We start from the raw sequence: 20,182 nt of genomic DNA on the forward strand, positions 1-20,182 counted from the left end.
GCACTCCGATGGCCAACGAAGACAAGCTCCGCGACTACCTCAAGCGGGTCATGGCTGATCTCCACGACACCCGCCGCCGACTCAGCGAGGCCCAGTCCCAGGAACTGGAGCCGGTGGCGATCGTGGCGATGAGCTGCCGGTTGCCGGGCGGGGTGCGCAACCCCGACGACCTGTGGGAGCTGTTGCGGGACGGCCGGGACGCCGTCGCGCCCTTCCCCGACGACCGGGGCTGGGACCTGGAGCGCCTCTACCACCCCGACCCCGACCACCCGGGCACCTCGTACGCCCGGGAGGGCGGGTTCGTCGACGGGGCCGGCGACTTCGACTCCGCCTTCTTCGGCATCTCGCCGCGCGAGGCGCTGACCATGGACCCCCAGCAGCGGCTGCTGCTGGAGACCTCCTGGGAGGCGGTAGAGGCCGCCGGCATCGACCCCGCCTCGCTGCGCGGCAGCCGGACCGGGGTGTTCGTCGGCACCAACGGGCAGGACTACGGCACCCTGCTGATGATGTCGCCCGACGGCGACGAAGGGCACTCGATGACCGGGGGCGCGGCGGCCGTCGCGTCGGGCCGGGTGTCGTACGCCCTCGGGCTCGAAGGACCGGCCGTATCCATCGACACGGCCTGCTCGTCGTCGCTGGTGGCGCTGCACCTCGCCGTGCAGGCGCTGCGGGCGGGGGAGTGCGACCTGGCGCTGGCCGGCGGGGTGACCGTGATGGCCACCCCGGGCCTCTACATCGGATCCAGCCGGCAGCGCGCACTCTCCACCGACGGGCGCTGCCGGTCGTTCGCCGCCGCCGCCGACGGTGCCGGGTTCTCCGAGGGGGTCGGCTGGCTGCTGGTCGAGCGGCTGTCGGACGCCCGCCGCAACGGCCACCGCGTCCTGGCTGTGGTCCGCGGCACCGCCGTCAACCAGGACGGCGCGTCGAACGGGCTGACCGCGCCCAACGGGCCGGCCCAGCAGCGGGTCATCAGCCAGGCACTCACCTCCGCCCGGCTCTCCACCGCCGACGTCGACGTGGTGGAGGCGCACGGCACCGGCACCAGGCTGGGCGACCCGATCGAGGCGCAGGCGCTCATCGCCACGTACGGGCAGGACCGTGACGAGGCACCGCCACTGCTGCTCGGCTCGGTGAAGTCGAACATCGGCCATGCCCAGGCCGCCGCGGGCGTGGCCGGCGTGATCAAGCTGGTGCTCGCCATCCGGCACGGCCTCGTGCCGGCGACGCTGCACGTCGACGCGCCGTCGCCGCACGTCGACTGGACGGCCGGCGCGGTGGAACTGGTGACGCAGGCCCGCCCGTGGCCGGAGACGGGCCGGGTACGCCGGGGCGCCGTCTCCTCGTTCGGCATCTCCGGCACCAACGCTCACGTGATCATCGAGCAGTCGGCTGAGCCGGTCGAGTCGGATGCGGGTGGGCGTGGGGCGGGGTTGGTCGCTTCGGATGTGGTGGCCTGGCCGGTGTCGGCGCGGTCGGGGACGGCGTTGGCCGGTCAGGTTGCCCGGCTTGCGCGGCACGTGCGTGAGCGGGGTGGGATCGATCCGGTGGAGGTGGGCTGGTCGTTGGCGGCTACCCGGTCGGCGTTCGATCATCGCGTCGTTGTCGTCGGGTCGTCCGTCGAGGGGTTGCTTGCCGGGCTGGATGCCTTCGCTGCCGGTCAGCCGGCGGGGAACGTGGTCACGGGGGTGGCGTCGAGTCCGGGTGCGGGTCCGGTCTTCGTGTTTCCGGGTCAGGGCGCGCAGTCGGCGCGGATGGCGGCGGGGCTGGTGGGTCGTACGCCGGTGTTCGACGAGTGTCTGGCGGAGTGCCGGCGGGCGTTGGCGCCGTATCTCGATGTGGATCTCGTGTCGGTGCTCACGGGCGAGGACGAGTCGTGGCTGGACCGGGTCGAGGTGGTGCAGCCGGTGCTGTGGGCCGTCGGTGTCGCTCTGGCAGCGGTGTGGCGTGCGGCGGGTGTGGTTCCGGACGCGGTGATCGGTCACTCGCAGGGTGAGATCGGCGCGGCGTGTGTGGCGGGCATTCTGAGCCTGGAGGACGCGGCGCGGACGGTGGCGTTGCGGTCGCGTGCGCTGGCGGTGCTGCGGGGTACCGGGACGATGGCGTCGGTGGACCTGTCGGCCGAGGCGGTGGCCGAGCGGCTGCCCGCGTTCCCGGGTGTCGGGGTCGCGGCGGTCAACGGCCCGTCCACCGTCGTGGTGTCGGGTCCTCCGGAGCACGTCGCCGGCCTTGTCCAGGCGTGCGGGGCCGAGGGTGTTCGTGCCCGGCTGATCCCGGTGGACTACGCGTCGCATTCGCCCGCGGTGCAGGAGGTCGCCGAGCAGCTTCGGGCGGACCTGGCCGGTGTCGGTCCGCGGGCCGGTCACACCCGGCTCGTGTCCACTCTCACCGGGGACTGGGTGGATCCGGCGGTGATGACCGCTGACTACTGGTACGACAACCTGCGGCAGACTGTGCTCTTCGACGCGGCCGTGCGGACGGCTGTGGCTGCCGGGCACACCACGTTCGTCGAGATCAGCCCGCATCCGGTGCTGACGATGCCGGTCACCGCGATCCTCGACGACACCGGCGTGAGCGGACACACCATCGGCAGTCTGCGTCGTGGTGACGACGACGCGACCCGGCTGCTGACCAACCTCGCCACCGCGTACGCCGTCGGCCTGCCCGTCGACCTGACGAGGGTGCTGCCCGCCGCGGCCACCGTCGACCTGCCCACGTATGCCTTCGACCACCACCGGTACTGGCCCGCGCCGCCGCTCTTCCTCACCGCGGCCGACGCCGCCCCGGACATCGACCGCTGGCGCTACCGGGTCACCTGGCGGGCCCTGCCCGACCTGCCGCTGACCTGGCTCGCCGGCACCTGGCTCGTGCCGGTGCCCGCGGCGCTGGGCGACGACCCGCTGGTCACCGACGTGCTGTCGGCCCTGGGCAACTTCGGCGCGGACGTCGTCCCGGTGGAGCTGGACGTCGAACACGACCCGGCGGCGCTGGCCGAGCGGCTGAGCGCCGCGCTCACCGGCCCGGACGGACCCGTCGCCGTGCTCTCGCTGCTGGGTCTGGACGAGCGGGCGCACCCGGAGCACCCGGCCACCTCGCTGGCCGTCTCGGGCACCGCCCTGCTGGTGCAGGCGCTCGGGCTGCTCGGCGTCGAGGCGCCGCTGTGGTGCGCCACCCGGGGAGCCGTCGTGGCCTGCGCCGGCGACCCGGCGCCGCGCCCCGCCGCCGCCTCCGTCTGGGGGCTCGGCCGCGCCGTCGCCCTGGAACACCCCGCCCGCTGGGGCGGCCTGCTCGACCTGCCCGACGTGCTCGACGCGCAGTCCGGCGCGCTGCTCTGCGCGGCGCTCGGCGCCAGCGGTGGCGAAGACGCCTTCGGCGACGACGGCGCGGAGCAGTCCGGCCGGGGCGAGGACCAACTCGCCGTCCGCGCCTCCGGCGTCTTCGTCCGCCGCCTCACCCGGATCACCGAACCCGAGCCGGTCGAGTCCGGCGACGCGGACGACACCCGGCGGATGCGCGGCACCGTGCTGATCACCGGTGGCACCGGCGGACTGGGCGGGCATCTGGCCCGCTGGGCGGGCCGCTCCGGCGCCGCGCACGTCCTGCTGGCCAGCCGGCGCGGTCCGGACGCGCCGGGCGCCGCCGAGCTGGAGGCGGAGCTGACCGGTCTCGGCGTACGGGTCACAGTGGCCCGCTGCGACGTCGCCGACCGGGCACAGGTGGCCGACCTGCTCGCCGCCGTCCCCGCCGACGCCCCGCTGAGCGCCGTGCTGCACACCGCCGCCGTCCTCGACGACGGCATCGTCGACACCGTCACCGCGCAGCGCCTGCACACCGTCGCCGCGTCGAAGTGCGTCGCCGCGCTGCACCTGGACGAGCTGACCCGCGACCTCGACCTGGACGCCTTCGTGCTCTTCTCCTCGGTGGCCGGAACCACCGGCAACGCCGGGCAGGGCGCGTACGGGGCGGCCAACGCCTTCCTCGACGCCCTCGCCGAGCGGCGCCGGGCCGAGGGACTGCCGGCCCTCTCGGTGGCCTGGGGCGCCTGGCGCGGGGCCGGCCTGCCCGCCGAGAACGAACGCGCCCAGGAACGGCTGCGCCGGGGCGGCATGATCGGCATGGACCCGGAACTGGCCGTCGAGGCCCTCGCCCGGGCGCTGCGCCGCGACGAGCCCACCACAGTCGTCGCCGACATCGACTGGGCCCGTTTCGCCCCCGCGTTCACCCTGGTGCGGCCCAGCCCGCTGATCGGCGACCTCGCCGAGGCCCAGGAGGCGACGCAGCCGGCCGGGCAGCAGGAGGCCGCCGAGGAGGAGACGGGCGTACCGTCGGCCCTCGCCCGGCGGCTCGCCGCGCTCGCGCCGGGGGAGCGCACCGCGACACTGCTGGAGCTGGTGCGGCAGTGCGCGGCGACGGCCCTCGGCTACGGCGCCGCCGACGACATCCCGGCCACCCAGCCCTTCCGCGACCTCGGCCTGGATTCGCTGACGGCAGTCGACATGCGCAACTTCCTGGCCGCCGCCACCGACCTGCGGCTGCCCGCGACGCTCGCCTTCGACTATCCGAACCCGACGGTGCTCGCCGCGCACCTCGGCGAACTGCTCACCGGGATCGTCCCCGACGCGACCACCCCCGCCCCGACCGCCGCGGCCGAGGACGACGACCCGATCGCCATCGTGGCGATGAGCTGCCGCCTGCCCGGTGGGGCGGACACCCCGGAGCAACTGTGGCAGCTCCTCGCCGCCGGCGGCGACGCCATCGGGGAGTTCCCCACCGACCGGGGCTGGGACCTGGACCGGCTCTTCGACTCCGATCCGGAGAAGGAGGGCACCAGCTACGCCCGTGAGGGCGGCTTCGTCACCGGCGCCACCGACTTCGACGCCGGCTTCTTCGGCATCAGCCCCCGCGAGGCCCTCGCCATGGACCCGCAGCAGCGGCTGCTGCTGGAGGCGTCCTGGGAGGCGGTCGAGCGGGCCGGGATCGACCCGCACACGCTGCGCGGCAGCGCCACCGGCGTATTCGTCGGCACCAACTACCAGGACTACCGCAACCTGATGTTCAGCGCCGAGGGCGCCGAGGGGCACCTGATGACCGGCAACGCCGGCAGCGTCCTGTCGGGCCGGGTGTCGTACACCCTCGGGCTGGAGGGGCCCGCCGTCTCGGTCGACACCGCCTGCTCGTCGTCGCTGGTCGCGCTGCACTGGGCCTGCCAGGCGCTGCGCCGCTCGGAGTGCTCACTCGCCCTGGTCGGCGGCGTCACCGTCATGTCCACCCCCGGGGTGTTCGTCGGCTTCAGCCGGCAGCGGGGCCTCGCCCCGGACAGCCGGGTCAAGGCGTTCGCCTCCGCCGCCGACGGCACCGGCTGGGGCGAGGGCCTCGGCCTGCTGCTCGTCGAGCGGCTCTCCGACGCCCGCCGCAACGGTCACCCGGTGCTCGCGGTCATCCGGGGCAGCGCCGTCAACCAGGACGGCGCTTCCAACGGCCTCACCGCCCCGAACGGGCCGTCGCAGCAGCGGGTGATCCGGCAGGCGCTCGCCAACGCCGGCCTCGCCCCGGCCGACGTGGACGCCGTCGAGGCGCACGGCACCGGCACGAAGCTCGGCGACCCGATCGAGGCGCAGGCCCTGCTCGCCACGTACGGCCGGGAGCGGCCCGCCGAGCAGCCGCTCTGGCTCGGCTCGATCAAGTCGAACATCGGTCACACCCAGGCCGCCGCCGGTGTCGCCGGGATCATCAAGATGGTGCTGGCGCTGCGGCACGGCTACCTGCCGCAGACCCTGCACGTGGACGAGCCGACCGACCAGGTGGACTGGAGCGTCGGTGCGGTCGAACTGCTCCGCGAGGGCCGCCCCTGGCCGGTCACCGACCACCCGCGCCGCGCCGCCGTCTCCTCGTTCGGCATCAGCGGCACCAACGCGCACACCATCCTGGAGCAGGCCCCGGAGCCGGTCGAAGCCGAGCAGCCGACCGGTGACCCGGCGCGGCTGCCGGTGGTGCCGGTGCTGCTGTCGGGCCGTTCGGGGCTCGCGCTGGCCGCCCAGGCGCAGCGCTGGTCCGAGCAGCTCACCGGGCTGGAGGCGCCACGTACTGTCGACGTCGGCTGGTCGTCGGCCGTCGCCCGGGCCGCCCTGGAACACCGGGCCGTCGTGCTGGCCACCGACCGGATCGCGCTGGGCGCCGGGCTGCGCGCCCTCGGCGCCGGCGAGGACGCGCCGCTGGTGGTCACCGGCGTGGCGGTGCCCCGGCCGAAGGTGGCGTACCTGTTCTCGGGGCAGGGCGCCCAGCGGGCCGGGATGGGTCGCGAGCTGGCCGAGGCGTTCCCCGTCTTCGCCGCCGCCCTGGACGAGGCCTGCGCCGCCCTCGACGCGCACCTGCCCCGCCCGCTCAGGCCACTGCTCTTCGCCGAGCCCGGCACGCATGAGGCCGAGGCGCTGGACCGCACCGAATTCACCCAGCCGGCGCTGTTCGCCGTGGAGGTGGCGCTGTTCCGGCTGTTCGAGGCGTGGGGGGTCCGCCCCGACGCCGTCGCCGGGCACTCGATCGGCGAGATCGCGGCCGCCCACGCCGCCGGTGTGCTGTCCCTGGCCGACGCCGCCGAGCTGGTCGCCGCCCGGGGCCGGCTGATGCAGGCGCTGCCGGCCGGGGGCGCGATGCTCGCCGTCGCCGCCACCGAGGCCGAGGTGACCGCCACGCTCGGTGAGCGGGCCGACCGGGTCTCCGTCGCGGCCGTCAACGGCCCCGCCGCGGTCGTGGTGTCCGGGGCCGGCGACGCCGTCGAGGAACTGGCCGCCCAGTGGGCCGCCCGGGGTGTCCGGGTCCGGCGCCTGGCGGTCAGCCACGCGTTCCACAGTCCGCTGATGGATCCGGTGCTCGACGACCTCGCCGCCGTCGCCGGACGGCTGCGGTACGCGGCTCCGAGCATCCCGATGGTCTCCACCGTCACCGGCGCGCCGGTCGACGCGGCGGAGATCGGCGCGCCCGGCTACTGGGTGCGCCACGCCCGCGAGGCGGTACGCTTCGCCGACGCCGTCGTGGCACTGCGCGAGCGCAACGTCACCGGCTACGTCGAGATCGGCCCGGACGGGGTGCTCACCGCCCTCGCCCAGGCCGTCCTGGCCGAGGCCCCGGCCGGCGGCCGGGCCCCACTGGTGGTGCCCGCCCTGCGCCGGGACCGCGCCGAGCCGAGCACCCTGCTGCGCGCGCTCGCCGCGCTGCACACCCACGGCGTCTCCCCGGACTGGTCCGCCGTCTACGCCGGTACCGGCGCCCAGCGGGTCGAGCTGCCCACCTACGCGTTCGACCGGCAGCGCTACTGGCCGGAGCCGCCGCCGTGGGCCGCCCTCGTGGCCGCCGACGAGGCCACCGAGGTCGAGCGCCGCTTCTGGGCCGCGGTCGAGGCCGAGGACCTGGAGTCGCTGGCCCGCGACCTCGACGTGCACCGCGACCAGCCGTTCGGCACCGTGCTGCCCGCCCTGTCGGCGTGGCGCCGGCGCGGCCGGGAGCAGGCCCTGGTCGACGGCACCCGCTACCGGGCGGTCTGGGAGCCCATCGCGGAGACCTCTCAGGAGCAGGACCCCGGCCGGTGGCTGGTGCTGCTGCCCGCCGACCGGGCCGACGACCCCGACCTGCACTCCTGCACCTGGGCCCTGGGTGCCGAGGTGAGCATCGTGCCCGTGGACACCGCCGCCGACTCCGAGGAGCTGTGCGGCGGGTTCGCCGACGTGCTCACCGAGGCGCTCGGCGCGGGCGACGGGCCGCTGTCGATCCTGTCCTTCCTCGGCCTGGACGACGCCCCGCACGCCGAGCACCCGGCGCTGCCGCGCGGTCTCGCCGCGACCGTGCACCTGCTCCAGCAGCTCGTCGACCTCGACGCCTCGGTCCGGCTCTGGTGCGTCACCCAGGGCGCCGTCGGCCTCGGCGACGGCGACGCCCCGGCCAACCCGCGGCAGGCGATGCTGTGGGGCCTGGGCCGGGTGGCCGCGCTGGAGCAGCCCGCCCGCTGGGCCGGGCTGGTCGACCTGCCCACTGACCTGGAGCCGTGGACGGCGATGCGTCTCGGCGGCATCCTCACCGGCGGCGGCGTGGAGGACCAGCTCGCCGTCCGCGAGTCCGGGGTGCTGGTGCGGCGGCTCGTACCGGCCACCACCACCGACGGGGAGCTCACGCCGTGGCAGCCCCGGGGCACGGTGCTGATCACCGGCGGCGCCGGTGCGCTCGGTGGGCACGTGGCCCGCTGGGTGGCCGCCGAGGGCGCGCAACGGGTGGTGCTGACCAGCCGGCGGGGGACCGGCACCCCGGGCGCCGCCGAGCTGATCTCCGAGCTGGCCGGGCTCGGCGTGGACTGCCGGGTGGTCCGCTGCGACGCCGCCGACCGCGCCGCCGTGACCGACCTCCTGGCCGACCTCCGGCGGGAGGGGCCGCCGCTGCGCGCGGTGGTGCACGCCGCGGGGGTCAGCGAGGTGGTGCCGCTGGCCGACACCACCCTGGAGGACCTGGCGTACGTCATCGCCCCGAAGGTCTGCGGCGCTGAACACCTCGACGAGCTGCTCGGCGACGCCGAACTGGACGTGTTCGTGCTCTTCTCGTCCATCTCGGCGGTGTGGGGCAGCGGCGGACAGGGCGCGTACGCGGCCGGTAACGCCTACCTGGACGCGCTCGCCGAGCGGCGACGCGGCCAGGGCCGGGCGGCCACCTCCATCGCCTGGGGACCGTGGACCGAGTCGGGCATGTACACCGAGGGTGCGGCGGAGCAACTGCGCCGCCGCGGCCTCCAGGTGATGCCGCCCGGCGTGGCGATGGCCGGGCTGCGGCACGCCCTGGCGGTCGGCGACAGCTGCGTCACCGTCGCCGACGTCGACTGGGCCACCTTCCAGCCGCTGTTCACCTCGCTGCGGCCCAGTCCGCTGCTGGCCGACCTGCCGGCCGTACGCGGGCTGGCCGCCGCCCCCACCGAGGCGCCGGAGGCGGTCGCGCCCGGCACCCGGGACCTGCTCGCCGGGCTGCGTGCGCTGCCGGACGACGAGCGGCGGGCCGCACTGCTGGAGATGGTGCGGGTCGACGCGGCGAAGGTGCTCGGCCACCCCTCCGCCGACGCGATCGAGACCGACCGGGGCTTCCTGGATCTCGGCTTCGACTCGCTCACGGCGGTGGAACTGCGCAACCTGCTCACCGCGGCGACCGGGCACGACCTGCCCACCACCGTCGTCTTCGACTACCCCACCCCGGACGGCCTGGCCGGCCACCTGTACGAGCAGCTCTTCGCGGGCGCTGCGGGGGACGACGGCGACGGCGGCGACGAGGAGTCCGTGCGCCGGGCCCTCGCCGCGATCCCGCTCGACGAGCTGCGGCAGGCGGGCCTGCTCGACCAGCTGCTCCAGCTGGCCCGTACGAGTGCCGGCACGCCGGCCGTGGCGTCCGCTGCCCCGGTCACGCCGTCCGCACCCGAGACCCAGATCCGCGAACTCGACGTCGCCGGCCTGGTCCGGATGGCCCTGGAAGGCTCCGACTCGTGACCCGGCCGGCCCTGAGGAGCGCCCGATGAATGTTTCCCTGGACGAGGTCGTCGGCGCGCTGCGTGCGTCCCTGCTCGACAACCAGAAGCTCAAGCAGCAGAACCAGCAGCTCACCGCCGCGCTCAGCGAACCGGTGGCGATCATCGGCATGAGCTGCCGGTTCCCCGGCGGTGTCGGGTCACCCGAGCAACTGTGGGACCTGGTGGCCGCCGGCGGCGACGCGATGTCGGCGTTCCCGGACGACCGGGGCTGGAACCTGGGCGCGCTCTACGACCCGGACCCCGACCCCGACAGCCGGGGCACGTCGTACGTGCGTGAGGGCGGGTTCCTCTACTCCGCCGGGGACTTCGACCCGGCGTTCTTCGGCATCAGTCCCCGCGAGGCCCTCGCCATGGACCCGCAGCAGCGGCTGCTGCTGGAGACCGCCTGGGAGGCGTTCGAGCGGGCCGGCATCGACCCCACCCGGCTGCGCGGCGCGCCCACCGGTGTCTACGCGGCCACCAGCAGCCAGGGTGACTACGCGGCCCTGCTCACGGGGGTCACCGGCGGCGTCGAGGGCTACCTCGGCACCGGCAGCGCCGCAGCCGTGGCGAGCGGCCGGATCTCCTACGCTCTCGGGCTGGAGGGGCCGGCGGTCACCGTGGACACCGCGTGCAGCTCGTCGCTGGTCGCGCTGCACCTCGCCTGCCAGGCGCTGCGGCTGGGCGAATGCACGATGGCGCTGGTCGGCGGGGTGTCGGTGATGGCCACCCCGACCGTCTTCGTGGAGTTCTCCCGGCAGCGGGGCCTGTCCACCGACGGCCGGTGCAAGTCGTTCGCCGCCGCCGCCGACGGCACCGGCTGGTCCGAGGGGGCCGGCATGCTGCTCGTCGAGCGGCTCTCCGACGCCCGCCGCAACGGCCACCCGGTCCTCGCCGTGCTGCGCGGCAGCGCCGTCAACCAGGACGGTGCGAGCAGCGGGCTGACCGCTCCGAACGGTCCGTCGCAGCGCCGGGTGATCCGGCAGGCTCTGGCGAACGCGGGGCTGGGTGCCGACCAGGTCGATGTCGTCGAGGCGCACGGTACGGGCACCACGTTGGGTGATCCGATCGAGGCGCAGGCGCTGATCGCGACGTATGGGCAGGGTCGGTCCGCGGATCGGCCGTTGTGGCTCGGCTCGGTGAAGTCGAACATCGGGCACACCCAGGCGGCGGCGGGTGTGGCCGGGGTGATGAAGATGGTGCTGGCGATGCGGCACGGGGTGCTGCCGCCCACGCTGCACGTGGACGAGCCCACCCCGCACGTCGACTGGTCGGCCGGGGCGGTGTCCCTGCTGACCGGCCCGCAGCCATGGCCGGAGACCGGGCAGCCACGCCGGGCCGCGGTCTCCGCGTTCGGCATCAGCGGCACCAACGCACACGTCGTCATCGAGCAGGCCGCCGCGACGGACACCGACGACGTCCGGCCGGCCGGTACGCCCGCCCCGCCGGTACCGTGGATCGTCTCGGCCCGCTCCGCACCGGCCCTGGCCGGGCAGGCGCGGCGGCTGCTGGCGCATCTGGCCGATCACCCCGACCTGACCCCCGCCGACGTGGCGTACTCGCTGGTCACCACCCGGGCGGCCCTGCCGTACCGGGCAGCGGTGATCGGCGGGGACCGCGACGCGCTGCGGGCCGGCCTGCACGCGGTCGCCGAGGAGCGCGACACCCCCGGCGTGGTGCGAGGCGTGGCCCGCCCGGCCGGCAAGGTCGCGTTCCTCTTCACCGGGCAGGGTGCCCAGCGCCTCGGCATGGGCGCCGAGCTGTGCCGCCGGTTCCCGGTCTTCGCCGCCGCCTTCGACGAGGTGGCCGGGGAGCTGAATCGGCACTTGAGCCGGCCGCTGCGGGAGGTGGTCTTCGCCGAGGCCGACTCGCCCGGCGCGGATCTGCTGGACCGTACCGAGTTCACCCAGCCGGCGCTGTTCGCCTACGAGGTCGCCGCATACCGGCTGGTCACCGCCTGGGGGCTACGCCCGCAGTTCCTGCTCGGCCACTCGGTCGGCGAGCTGGCCGCGGCACACGTCGCCGGGGTGCTGTCGCTGGCCGACGCGGCGACCCTGGTGGCCGCCCGGGCCCGGCTCATGCAGCAGTTGCCGCCCGGCGGGGCGATGCTGGCGGTGCAGGCGTCCGAGGCGGAGGTGGTCCCGCTGCTCGACGAGCGGGTGTCCCTGGCCGCCGTGAACGGCCCCCGGTCGGTGGTGCTCTCCGGCGACGAGGAGGCCGTGCTCGCGGCGGGGCGGCGGCTGTCCGCCGAGGACCGGCGGTCCCGTCGGCTGCGGGTCAGCCACGCCTTCCACTCCGCCCGGATGGACGCCATGCTGGCCGACTTCCGGATCGTCGCGGAGAAGGTCGCGTGGCACCCGCCGAACCTTCCGATCGTCTCCGACCGCACCGGCGAGCCGCTCACCGCCGCCCAGGCCACGGACCCGGGCTACTGGGTCGACCACGTCCGGGACACCGTCCGTTTCCACGCGGGCGTCGCCACCCTCGCCGCCGGCGGCGTCGGAACCTTCGTGGAACTCGGCCCCGACAGCGCCCTGACCGTGCTGGCCCGGGAGTGCCTGCCCGACATGGAACCGGCGGCCTTCGTGCCGCTCGCCCGCCGGGACCAGCCGGAGGCGACCACGCTGCTCGGCGCGCTGGCCGCGGTCGACCTGCGCGGTGCCGGGGTCGACTGGGCGGCTCCCTTCGACGGCAGCGACGCCGCGCGCGTCGAGCTGCCCACCTACGCCTTCCACCGCGAGCGTTTCTGGCCGGACCCGCCCACAGTGGATCTCATCCCGCCCGCCGCGACCGGAGAGGACGAGGAGTTCTGGGCGGCCGTGGCGCAGGGACGACCGGCCGAGCTGGCCGCCGAGCTCGGCCTGCCCGCCGACCGGCAGGACGCGCTCGCCGACGTGCTGCCCGCCCTCGCCTCCTACCGGGACCGGCGGCGTCGCGGATCGGAGCTGGACGGGCTGCGCTACCGCGCCGACTGGGAACGCGTCGACCTGTCCCCGGGCCGTACCACGCCGACCGGCCGATGCCTGCTGGTGGCCGGGGCCGGCACCGACGCCACCGCGGTGCTCACCGTGCTGCGCGCCGAGGGCCTGGAGCCGACGCTGGTCACGGTCGGAGACGACCTGGACGCCGTCGCCCGGGCCTCGCTCGCCGACGGCACCTGGTCGGTCGTGGTCTCGCTGCTGGCGGCGCAGGACCCGGCGGCCGGCGCGGGAACCGGCGCGCTCGCCGGGACGGCCGCGCTGGTGCGGGCCCTCGCCGCTGCGGGGAACGGCACGCCGATGTGGACCGTGACCCGGGGCGCGGTGGCCGTCGACGCGCACGACGCCGCTCCCGGCGTGGCCGGGGCGTACCTCTGGGGCCTGGGCCGGGTGCTGGCGCTGGAGCAGCCGCGCGTGTGGGGCGGGCTGGTCGACCTGCCGGCGGAGCCGGACGACGTCGCGCTCGCCGCGCTCGCCCGGGTCGTCGCGTCCGGCGGCGACGAGGACCAGGTGGCGGTACGCGCCGGCGGGGTGTATGCCCGGCGGCTCCGCCGGGCCCCGGCCGGCGCCACCGATACGGACTGGCGGCCCCGCGGCGCGGTCCTGGTGCACGGGTCCGCGCAGGTGCGTACCCCGCACCTGCTGCGCTGGCTCGCCGAGCGCGGCGCGTCGCACCTCGTCCTCGTGGGGCCGGTGGCGGATGCCGACCCGCCCGGCCCGGACGTCACAGTCACCGCCGTCGGCGACCTGGACGGGCTGCCCGAGGTGCTGGACCGGCTGGCCGCCACCGGCAGCGAGATCCGCACCGTCCTGCACATCGCCGACTCCGACGGGGCCGGCGACCCGGTGGCGGTGCTGGACCCGCACGAGCTGGCCGACGCCGTGGCCGCCCGTACCGCCGCCGTGGAACTGCTCGGGCGGGCCTGCGCCGGCCTGCCGGTCGACGAGTTCGTCGTCTTCGCCTCGACGGCCGCCGTCTGGGGCAGCGGGGGAGCGGCGGTCGCCGCCGCCGTGGGCGCAGGGCTGGCGGCGCTGGCCGCGGGCTGGCGTGCCGCCGGCCGCCCGGCCACCGTCGTCGCGTGGGTGCCCTGGGCGGACGAGATCACCGACGCGGCGCAGTTGCGCCGCCGGGGGGTCCGGCCGCTGCCCGCCGACGTGGCCCTGTCCGCGCTGGGGCAGGCTCTGGTCCGCGGCGACGACCAACTGGCCGTGGCCGACCTCGACTGGCCCGCGTTCGTGCCGGCCTTCACCGCCGTACGGCCCAGCGCGCTACTGCGCGGCGTGCCCGAGGCGACGGCCGGCGCGGAGCCGGGGGCCGGCGACGCCGCGACCGATCCCGCCCGCGCGCTGCGCGAGCGGCTGGCCGGCGTTCCGGCCGGCGACCGGCACCGGATCCTGCTGGACCTGGTCCGGGCGCGGGTGGCCACCGTCCTCGGGCACGCCTCGCCCAACGCGGTCGAGGCCGACCGGGACTTCCTGGAACTCGGCTTCGACTCGCTGACCGCACTGGAACTGCGCGACGCGCTGCGCCAGGAGACCGCGGTGGAGCTGTCGGCGACCCTGCTCTTCGACCACCCCACCCCTACGGAGCTGGCCGTTCACCTGCTCGGCCAGCTCCTCGGCGCGGACGACGCCGGTGGACCTGCCGGGGAGAGTGCCGGCGGCGGACTGCTCGGCGGGTTGTTCAACCAGCCGAAGGCGCGCGAGGACCCGGCCGGGTATGCCGAACTGCTGGTCAAACTCGCCCAGTTCCGCCCCCGCTTCCGCGAGCCGGCGCAGCTCACCCGCCCGGCCGGCATCCTCCGGCTGGCCGAGGGCGGCGCCCGGGCGCAGTTGGTGTGCTGCTGCACGATGTCGCTGCTCTCCGGCGCGCACGAGTACGCCCGGCTGGCCGCCGGCTTCCGGGGCGTACGTGACGTGTGGGCCCTGCCCAACCCCGGGTTCGGCGTGGGCGAGGAGCTTCCCGCCGACCTCGACGCGCTGCTGCGGGTGCACGCCGACACGGTGCTGCGTACCGTCGGTGCCGGCCCGTTCGTGGTGGCCGGTCACTCCGGTGGTGCGATGGTGGCCAACCTGCTCGCCGGGGAACTGGAACGCCAGGGCCGCCCGCCGGACGCGGTGGTGCTCATGGACACCTACCCGGCCGACAGCGAGGTGCTCGGCGGGTGGGTGCCGCAGCTTCTCGACGGGATGATCGACCGGGACACCGCGTACACGCCGATGGACGACTGGCGGACGACGGCGTGGGCGGGCTACCTGCCGCTGTTCCTGGACTGGCAGCCGACCGAGATGGCGGCGGCGACCCTGCTGGTGCGGGCCACCGAGCCGCTGGGGGAGTGGGACGGCGAACCGGACGGCTGGCGGTCGCGCTGGCCCTACCCGCACGAGGCTGTCGACGCGGCCGGCGACCACTTCAGCATGGTCGCCGACCGGGGGCCGGAACTCGCCGGCACGGTCCAGCGCTGGCTGGCCGCGCGGGGTCTGTGACCGGTTCCGCCCCTGGCGTGCCCCTAGCGCCCCCTATCGGCACACATACATCTATCGGACCGACGTTCCAGGACGGAGCATGACGACGTGGACGAGGCAGTGGTGGTCACGGAGCTGGTCAAGCGGTACCAGCCCAACATGCCACCGGCGGTGGACGGGCTGAGTTTCTCCGTCGCCGCCGGTGAGGTCTTCGGCCTGCTCGGGCCGAACGGTGCGGGCAAGACGACGACGATCGGGGTGCTGACCACACGGGTGCGGGCCACCTCGGGCCGGGCCCGGGTGTGCGGCGCGGACGTGATCGGCTCGCCCGCCGCCGCCCGGCAGTTGCTGGCGGTCGTACCGCAGCGGGTGAACCTGGACCGGGCGCTGACCGTCCGGCAGAACCTGCTGTTCCACGCGGCCTACCACCGGGTGCCCCGGGCGCAGCGCATCCGGCGGGCGGACGAGTTGCTGGACCAGATGGGGCTCAAGGACTTCGCGAACCACCGCACCGACTTCCTGTCGGGCGGCCTCGCCCAGCGGACGATGATCGCCCGCGCGCTGATGCACTCGCCCCGGGTGCTCTTCCTCGACGAGCCGTCGGCGGGCCTCGACCCGCAGTCCCGGCTCTTCGTGCACGACCGGATCGCCGAGCTGAAACGGGACGGCGTGACAGTGGTGGTCACCACGCACGACATGGACGAGGCGGAGAAGCTCTGCGACCGGGTTGGCATCGTCGACCACGGCAAGCTGCTCACCATGGACACGCCGTCCGCGCTGACCCGTACGCTGCCGGGCAGCAGCACCCTGACCCTCGTGGTGACCCCCGGCGCCTCCGCCGAGGAGGTGCGGGCCGCGCTCGACGCGATCCCCGACGTGGAGCAGGTGGAACACTTCAAGATGACCGCCAAGGTGCCCGTCGCCGCGCCGGCGTTTCCCGGCATGCCGGCGATGCCGATGCCCGCCCCGGTCCCGGACGCGCCCGCCGACTCGGACGCCCCCCTGTCCTTCCGGGTCTACACCAGCGGTCAGCCGGCCAACGCCATCCCGATGGCGATGAAGATCCTCGCCGACCTGGGTTGCGAGGTTCGTGACCTCAACATCGGCCAGCCCAGTCTGGAAGATGTCTTCATCCACCTGACCGGAAGGGAACTTCGGTGAGCGTCACCGCCCCCGCCCCCCCGTCCGCGCCGTCACCGCCCGCGGCGCCGCCGCCGGTGCGCGCGCTGGACCAGCTCGCCACCTTCCGCGCGGTGCTCTCGCGGGACCTTTTCGTCACCGGCCGGGAGCTGATCGGCTTCCTGCTCCAGGTCTTCATCCAGCCGCTGTTCATGCTGCTGATCTTCGGCAAGGTGCTCAGCGACCTGGGCTACGCCAGCGACGACTTCTCCAACGTGCTGCTGCCCGGCGTCATCGCGCTGAACGCCTTCCTGATCGGCCTGGAGAACACCGCGCTGCCGATGATGATGGACTTCTCCTTCACCCGGGAGATCGAGGACCGCCTCCTGGCGCCCATGGCGACCCCGCTGGTGGCGCTGGAGAAGATCGTTTTCGGGGGCATCCGTGGCCTGATCGCCGGTGTGGTGCTGATCCCGGTCGGCATGCTCATGCTCGGCGTCACCTGGCCCTGGGCGGTGGTGCTCAAGGTGGTCGGGGTGTTGGCGATCGGCGCGCTGGTCGGCGCGGCGGTCGGTCTCGCCTTCGGCACCCTGGTGCCCACGCAGCACATCCAGATCATGTTCACCGTGGTGATGACCCCGATCATGTTCACCGGCGCCACCCAGTTCCCGCTGCTCGGCCTGGACTCGCTGCGCTGGTATCAGGTGATCTGTTCGCTGAACCCGCTGACCTACATCAGCGAGGCGACCCGGTCGCTCGTCGGCCCGCCGGGGGTCGAGTCGCTGCCGCTCTGGCTGTGCATGTGTGTCCTCACCGGGGTCTTCGTGGTGTTCTCGGCGATCGGCATGCGTGGCTTCATGCGCCGCGCCATGGACTGACCGCCCGGACGCGATCCGCCGAGGGCCCGAACCGCATTTGCGGTTCGGGCCCTCGCTTTCGCCCCGTGTCGCAGGGGGCCGGTGGTCACCGCGCCCCTGCGACAGCCGTCAGGACGTGGCGCTCTGTGCCTCGTCGGCCAGCGTCTCGGCGTACACGACGAGCCGGGACGGCAGGTCGGTCCGGCGCTTCACGTCGAGCTTGCGGTAGACCCGGGTCAGGTGCTGCTCGACAGTGCTCACCGTGATGAAGAGCTTGCTGGAGATCTGGCGGTTGGTGTGGCCGTTTGCGGCCAGCGCGGCAACGCGCCGCTCGGCGTCGCTCAGCCCGTCGTCCGGTTCCTGGAGTTCGGCGGCGGCCGGGTACGCCGGCAGTCCACTGCCCGGCTCCCGGCGGATCAGCCGCTGAGCCAGCACCGACGCCCCGCAGTCCTGCGCGAGCTGGTAGGCGCGGCGGACGAGCAGCCGGGCGCGGGCGGAGTCTCCGGCGCGCTGCAGCGTCTGACCGGTGTCGCCGAGGGCGCGGACGAGCTCCAACCGGTCGCCGCTGGACTGGAGCAGGTTGACCGCTTCGGAGAGCAGCTTGCGCCGGTGGTCCTGGGCGGCGGTGGTGGCGAGCAGGCGCAGCGTACGGCCCCGGGTCCGGTCGTCGACCCCGTGCGGCACCCGCAGTTGCTCCTGCAGGAGCTGCATGGCCTGCGTCTTGTTGCCGACGCTGAGCTGCACCCGGGCCAGCTCCAGCCGCCACGGCACCAGTCCGGCCGCGTCGATCCCCCACGTGCGCATCAGCTCGCCGCAGCGCCGCAGGTCGGTGGTGGCGGCGTGCGGCCGGCGTACGGCCAGGTGGTGCCGGCCGCGTGCGGCCAGGTAGTGCAGGCCCAATGGGGTGCGGAAGATGCCGGGCGGGGTCGGGTGGGCCAGCCACCGGTCGGCCTCGGCGAACCGGCCCGACTCCGTCGCGGACGCGATCAGGGTGGACAGCGGTCCGGCGATCGCCACTCCCCAGGCGGGGGCTGGCATGTCCTCCAGGGCCGCGCGGGCGTGGTGCTCGGCACCGGGCAGATCGCCGACGCGCAGGGCCGCCTCCGCCCGGATCGCCCGGATCACCGCCCGCCAGCCCGGCGCGTGCTGAACCACCGGCCGGTCGAGCAGCACGTCGCCCCAGACCACAGCCCGGTCCGACCGGCCGGCCCAGAGCAGCGCCAGCAGGGGCGCGGTCAGCAGGCCGAGGGCGCCGTCGTCCGTGTGGTGGCGCTGCAGGATCTGCTCGGCGGTCGGCGCCGTGTCGTTGTCGGCGGTCGGCGTCAGCGCGGTGCCGAGCACCGTGACCGCCTGCAGGAGCGGGCTGACGGTGGTCGGGGCGCCGGCCGCGCGGCTCCAGGTGGCCGGCGTCTGCCGTACGCTCGCCAGGTGGTCCGGGTGGGAGAGGGAGACCAGAAGCTGCATGATCCGCAGGCGGCCGGGCGGGGTGGCCGGAGCCTGCTCCTCGTCCGTCGAGAAGCCGCTGACGGCCTCAACAGCCTCGTCGACGCGGCCCTGCCAGAGCAGGTACGGCACCGCGGAGAGGCTCGCATCGGTGGACCAGCCGGCGGCGCGCGCCGTCTGCACCAGCTCCGTCAGCTGCCCGTTCACCGTCAACGGGTTTAGCTGCCAGCGGGCATTCACCAGCATCTCGGTGGTGGCGGTGCGTTGCCGCTCGTCCACCGGCGCGCTGGCGAGCAGCCGCAGGCAGGCCGCCGCGACGTCGGGCCGGCCGGACGAGAGCGCGTGACCGGCGGCGTCCTGGAGCACCGGTACCCGCCAGCCGGCCACCGTCGCACCGGCGGCCACGAGGTGCTCGGCTACCACGCTCGCCTCGGCGCCGCGGTCGTGCAGCACCTCGGCGGCCCGCTGGTGCAGGGCGCGCCGCTCGTCGGCCGACATGTCAGCGAGGATCGAGTGCAGGATACGCGAGTGGCGTAGCTGGTCGGACTCCATCAGACCCGAGGTACGCAACACCCGCACCGCCGGGACCGTGGTCGCGGGCATCACGTCGAGGAGGTGGCCGAGCAGTTCGGCCGACGCGGGCCGGTCGAGCACGGCGAGCGCCTGGGCCACCCGGCGTACCCCGGGCTCGTGGCGGTAGAGGCACCCGAGCACGGCCTGGTCGAACGCGTCACCGACGGACGGAAGGTCGTGGTCGCTGCCCCCGCCACCGGCCCGTTCGTCGAGCAGCGCCCGGGTGAGCAGTGGATTGCCTCCGGTCATCCGTACGTAGTGTTCCGCGGTCCTGCGGGTGTCGGCGTCGTCGACGGCGCCCTCGACCAGCCGGGCGACGGCGTCGACGGTCAGTGGTGGCAGGCCGATCCGGGAGAAGTGCGGCTGGCTGAGCAGCTCGGCGCGGAACAGCTGGTGCGGCGGGCGCAGCGTCGACGCCTCCGCGAACACGACCATGATCCGGGCGTGGCGCAGCCGCCGGGTCACGTAGAGCAGGCAGTGCAGCGAGGCCGGGTCCGCGTGGTGCACGTCGTCGACGAGGAGGACCAGGGGCCCGTTGGCCGTCAGGTCGATCAGGGTGGTGAAGAGGCCGTGCAGCAGGGGTGCCCAGGCCCGGTCTACGTCAGACGCCTCGCCGCCGACTTCGGGCAACGGCACCGCGGAGGTGGCGTCGCGCAGCAGCTTCCCGACGTGGGCGGCGGCCTCCGGGGCGAGTCGTGCACTGTGGAACAGCTGCCCGACGACTCCCAGGTGGAGACCGCGCTCCGCCCGCGAGCCGGTCGCGCTCATCACCTGCCCGCGGGAGCCGGCCGTCCACTCGCCGAACGACTCCAGCAGGCTGGTCTTGCCGCTGCCCACGGCACCGGTGACCAGCGCGACGTGTCCGCGCTGCTGCTCTTCGCACGCGTGGAACACGCGCCGCAGACGGGTGATCTGTTCCTCTTGCTGAACCAACACCTGCGCGTAAGCCCTCCTTGTACGCGGCGCGGGCCTGGAAACGCCGGTGCGGCCCGACACCGCCACCCCTGCCGGAGACAGCCGCCCCTCCGCCCGCGTCTCGACGGGTAGGGGTGGAGCGCGCCGGGCGGCCACGCCGGGTGGACCTGAAATCCTTCGTCGGACCGGTCTTCTCGCCGTACGGTCCGCGTGTCGAGGCGAGTCTGGCACCGGCATGATGGTGCGACAACGGGCGTGAGACCCCATCGTTTCGCATCCAAACCTGCGGGCCCCGGAAGGCATTT

General features: G+C 74.8%; 4 protein-coding genes and 1 pseudogene. 4 read left to right on the forward strand and 1 reads right to left on the reverse strand.

Annotated features, from left to right (window positions below):
* Positions 1-8: 8 nt before the first annotated feature.
* The 4 genes and pseudogenes from KBX43_RS00075 to KBX43_RS00090 all read left to right on the forward strand — a co-directional run bounded on the left by KBX43_RS00075 (position 9) and on the right by KBX43_RS00090 (position 16,967).
* A complete protein-coding gene (locus KBX43_RS00075; RefSeq protein WP_210882117.1) occupies positions 9-9,506 on the forward strand; it encodes a type I polyketide synthase in 9,498 nt (3,165 codons plus the stop codon).
* 25 nt (positions 9,507-9,531) lie between these two features.
* Positions 9,532-14,991: pseudogene (locus tag KBX43_RS00080) on the forward strand (type I polyketide synthase); the annotation flags it as partial.
* A gap of 87 nt (positions 14,992-15,078) precedes the next feature.
* Complete coding sequence (locus tag KBX43_RS00085) at positions 15,079-16,131, forward strand: ABC transporter ATP-binding protein (RefSeq protein ID WP_030498869.1); 1,053 nt, start codon at positions 15,079-15,081, stop codon at positions 16,129-16,131.
* Positions 16,128-16,967, forward strand: coding sequence for an ABC transporter permease (locus KBX43_RS00090; RefSeq protein ID WP_043322806.1), 840 nt, complete (start codon positions 16,128-16,130; stop codon positions 16,965-16,967). The genes KBX43_RS00085 and KBX43_RS00090 overlap by 4 nt, the downstream gene beginning before the upstream one ends.
* A 108-nt stretch (positions 16,968-17,075) precedes the next feature.
* Here the strand turns inward: KBX43_RS00090 and KBX43_RS31775 are convergent, their stop codons facing one another.
* The gene (locus KBX43_RS31775) at positions 17,076-19,898 is read right to left on the reverse strand and encodes a LuxR family transcriptional regulator (RefSeq protein WP_210882127.1); all 2,823 of its coding nucleotides are present in this window, start codon (positions 19,896-19,898) and stop codon (positions 17,076-17,078) included.
* Positions 19,899-20,182: the final 284 nt, after the last annotated feature.

Source organism: Micromonospora sp. C41 (assembly GCF_018070485.1).
Lineage (GTDB): Bacteria > Actinomycetota > Actinomycetes > Mycobacteriales > Micromonosporaceae > Micromonospora > Micromonospora chalcea.

What these genes read in the sequence shown, in the direction of transcription:
- KBX43_RS00075 (WP_210882117.1), top strand. Translation starts at nt 9, where the DNA reads ATGGCCAACGAAGACAAGCTCCGCGACTACCTCAAGCGGGTCATGGCT.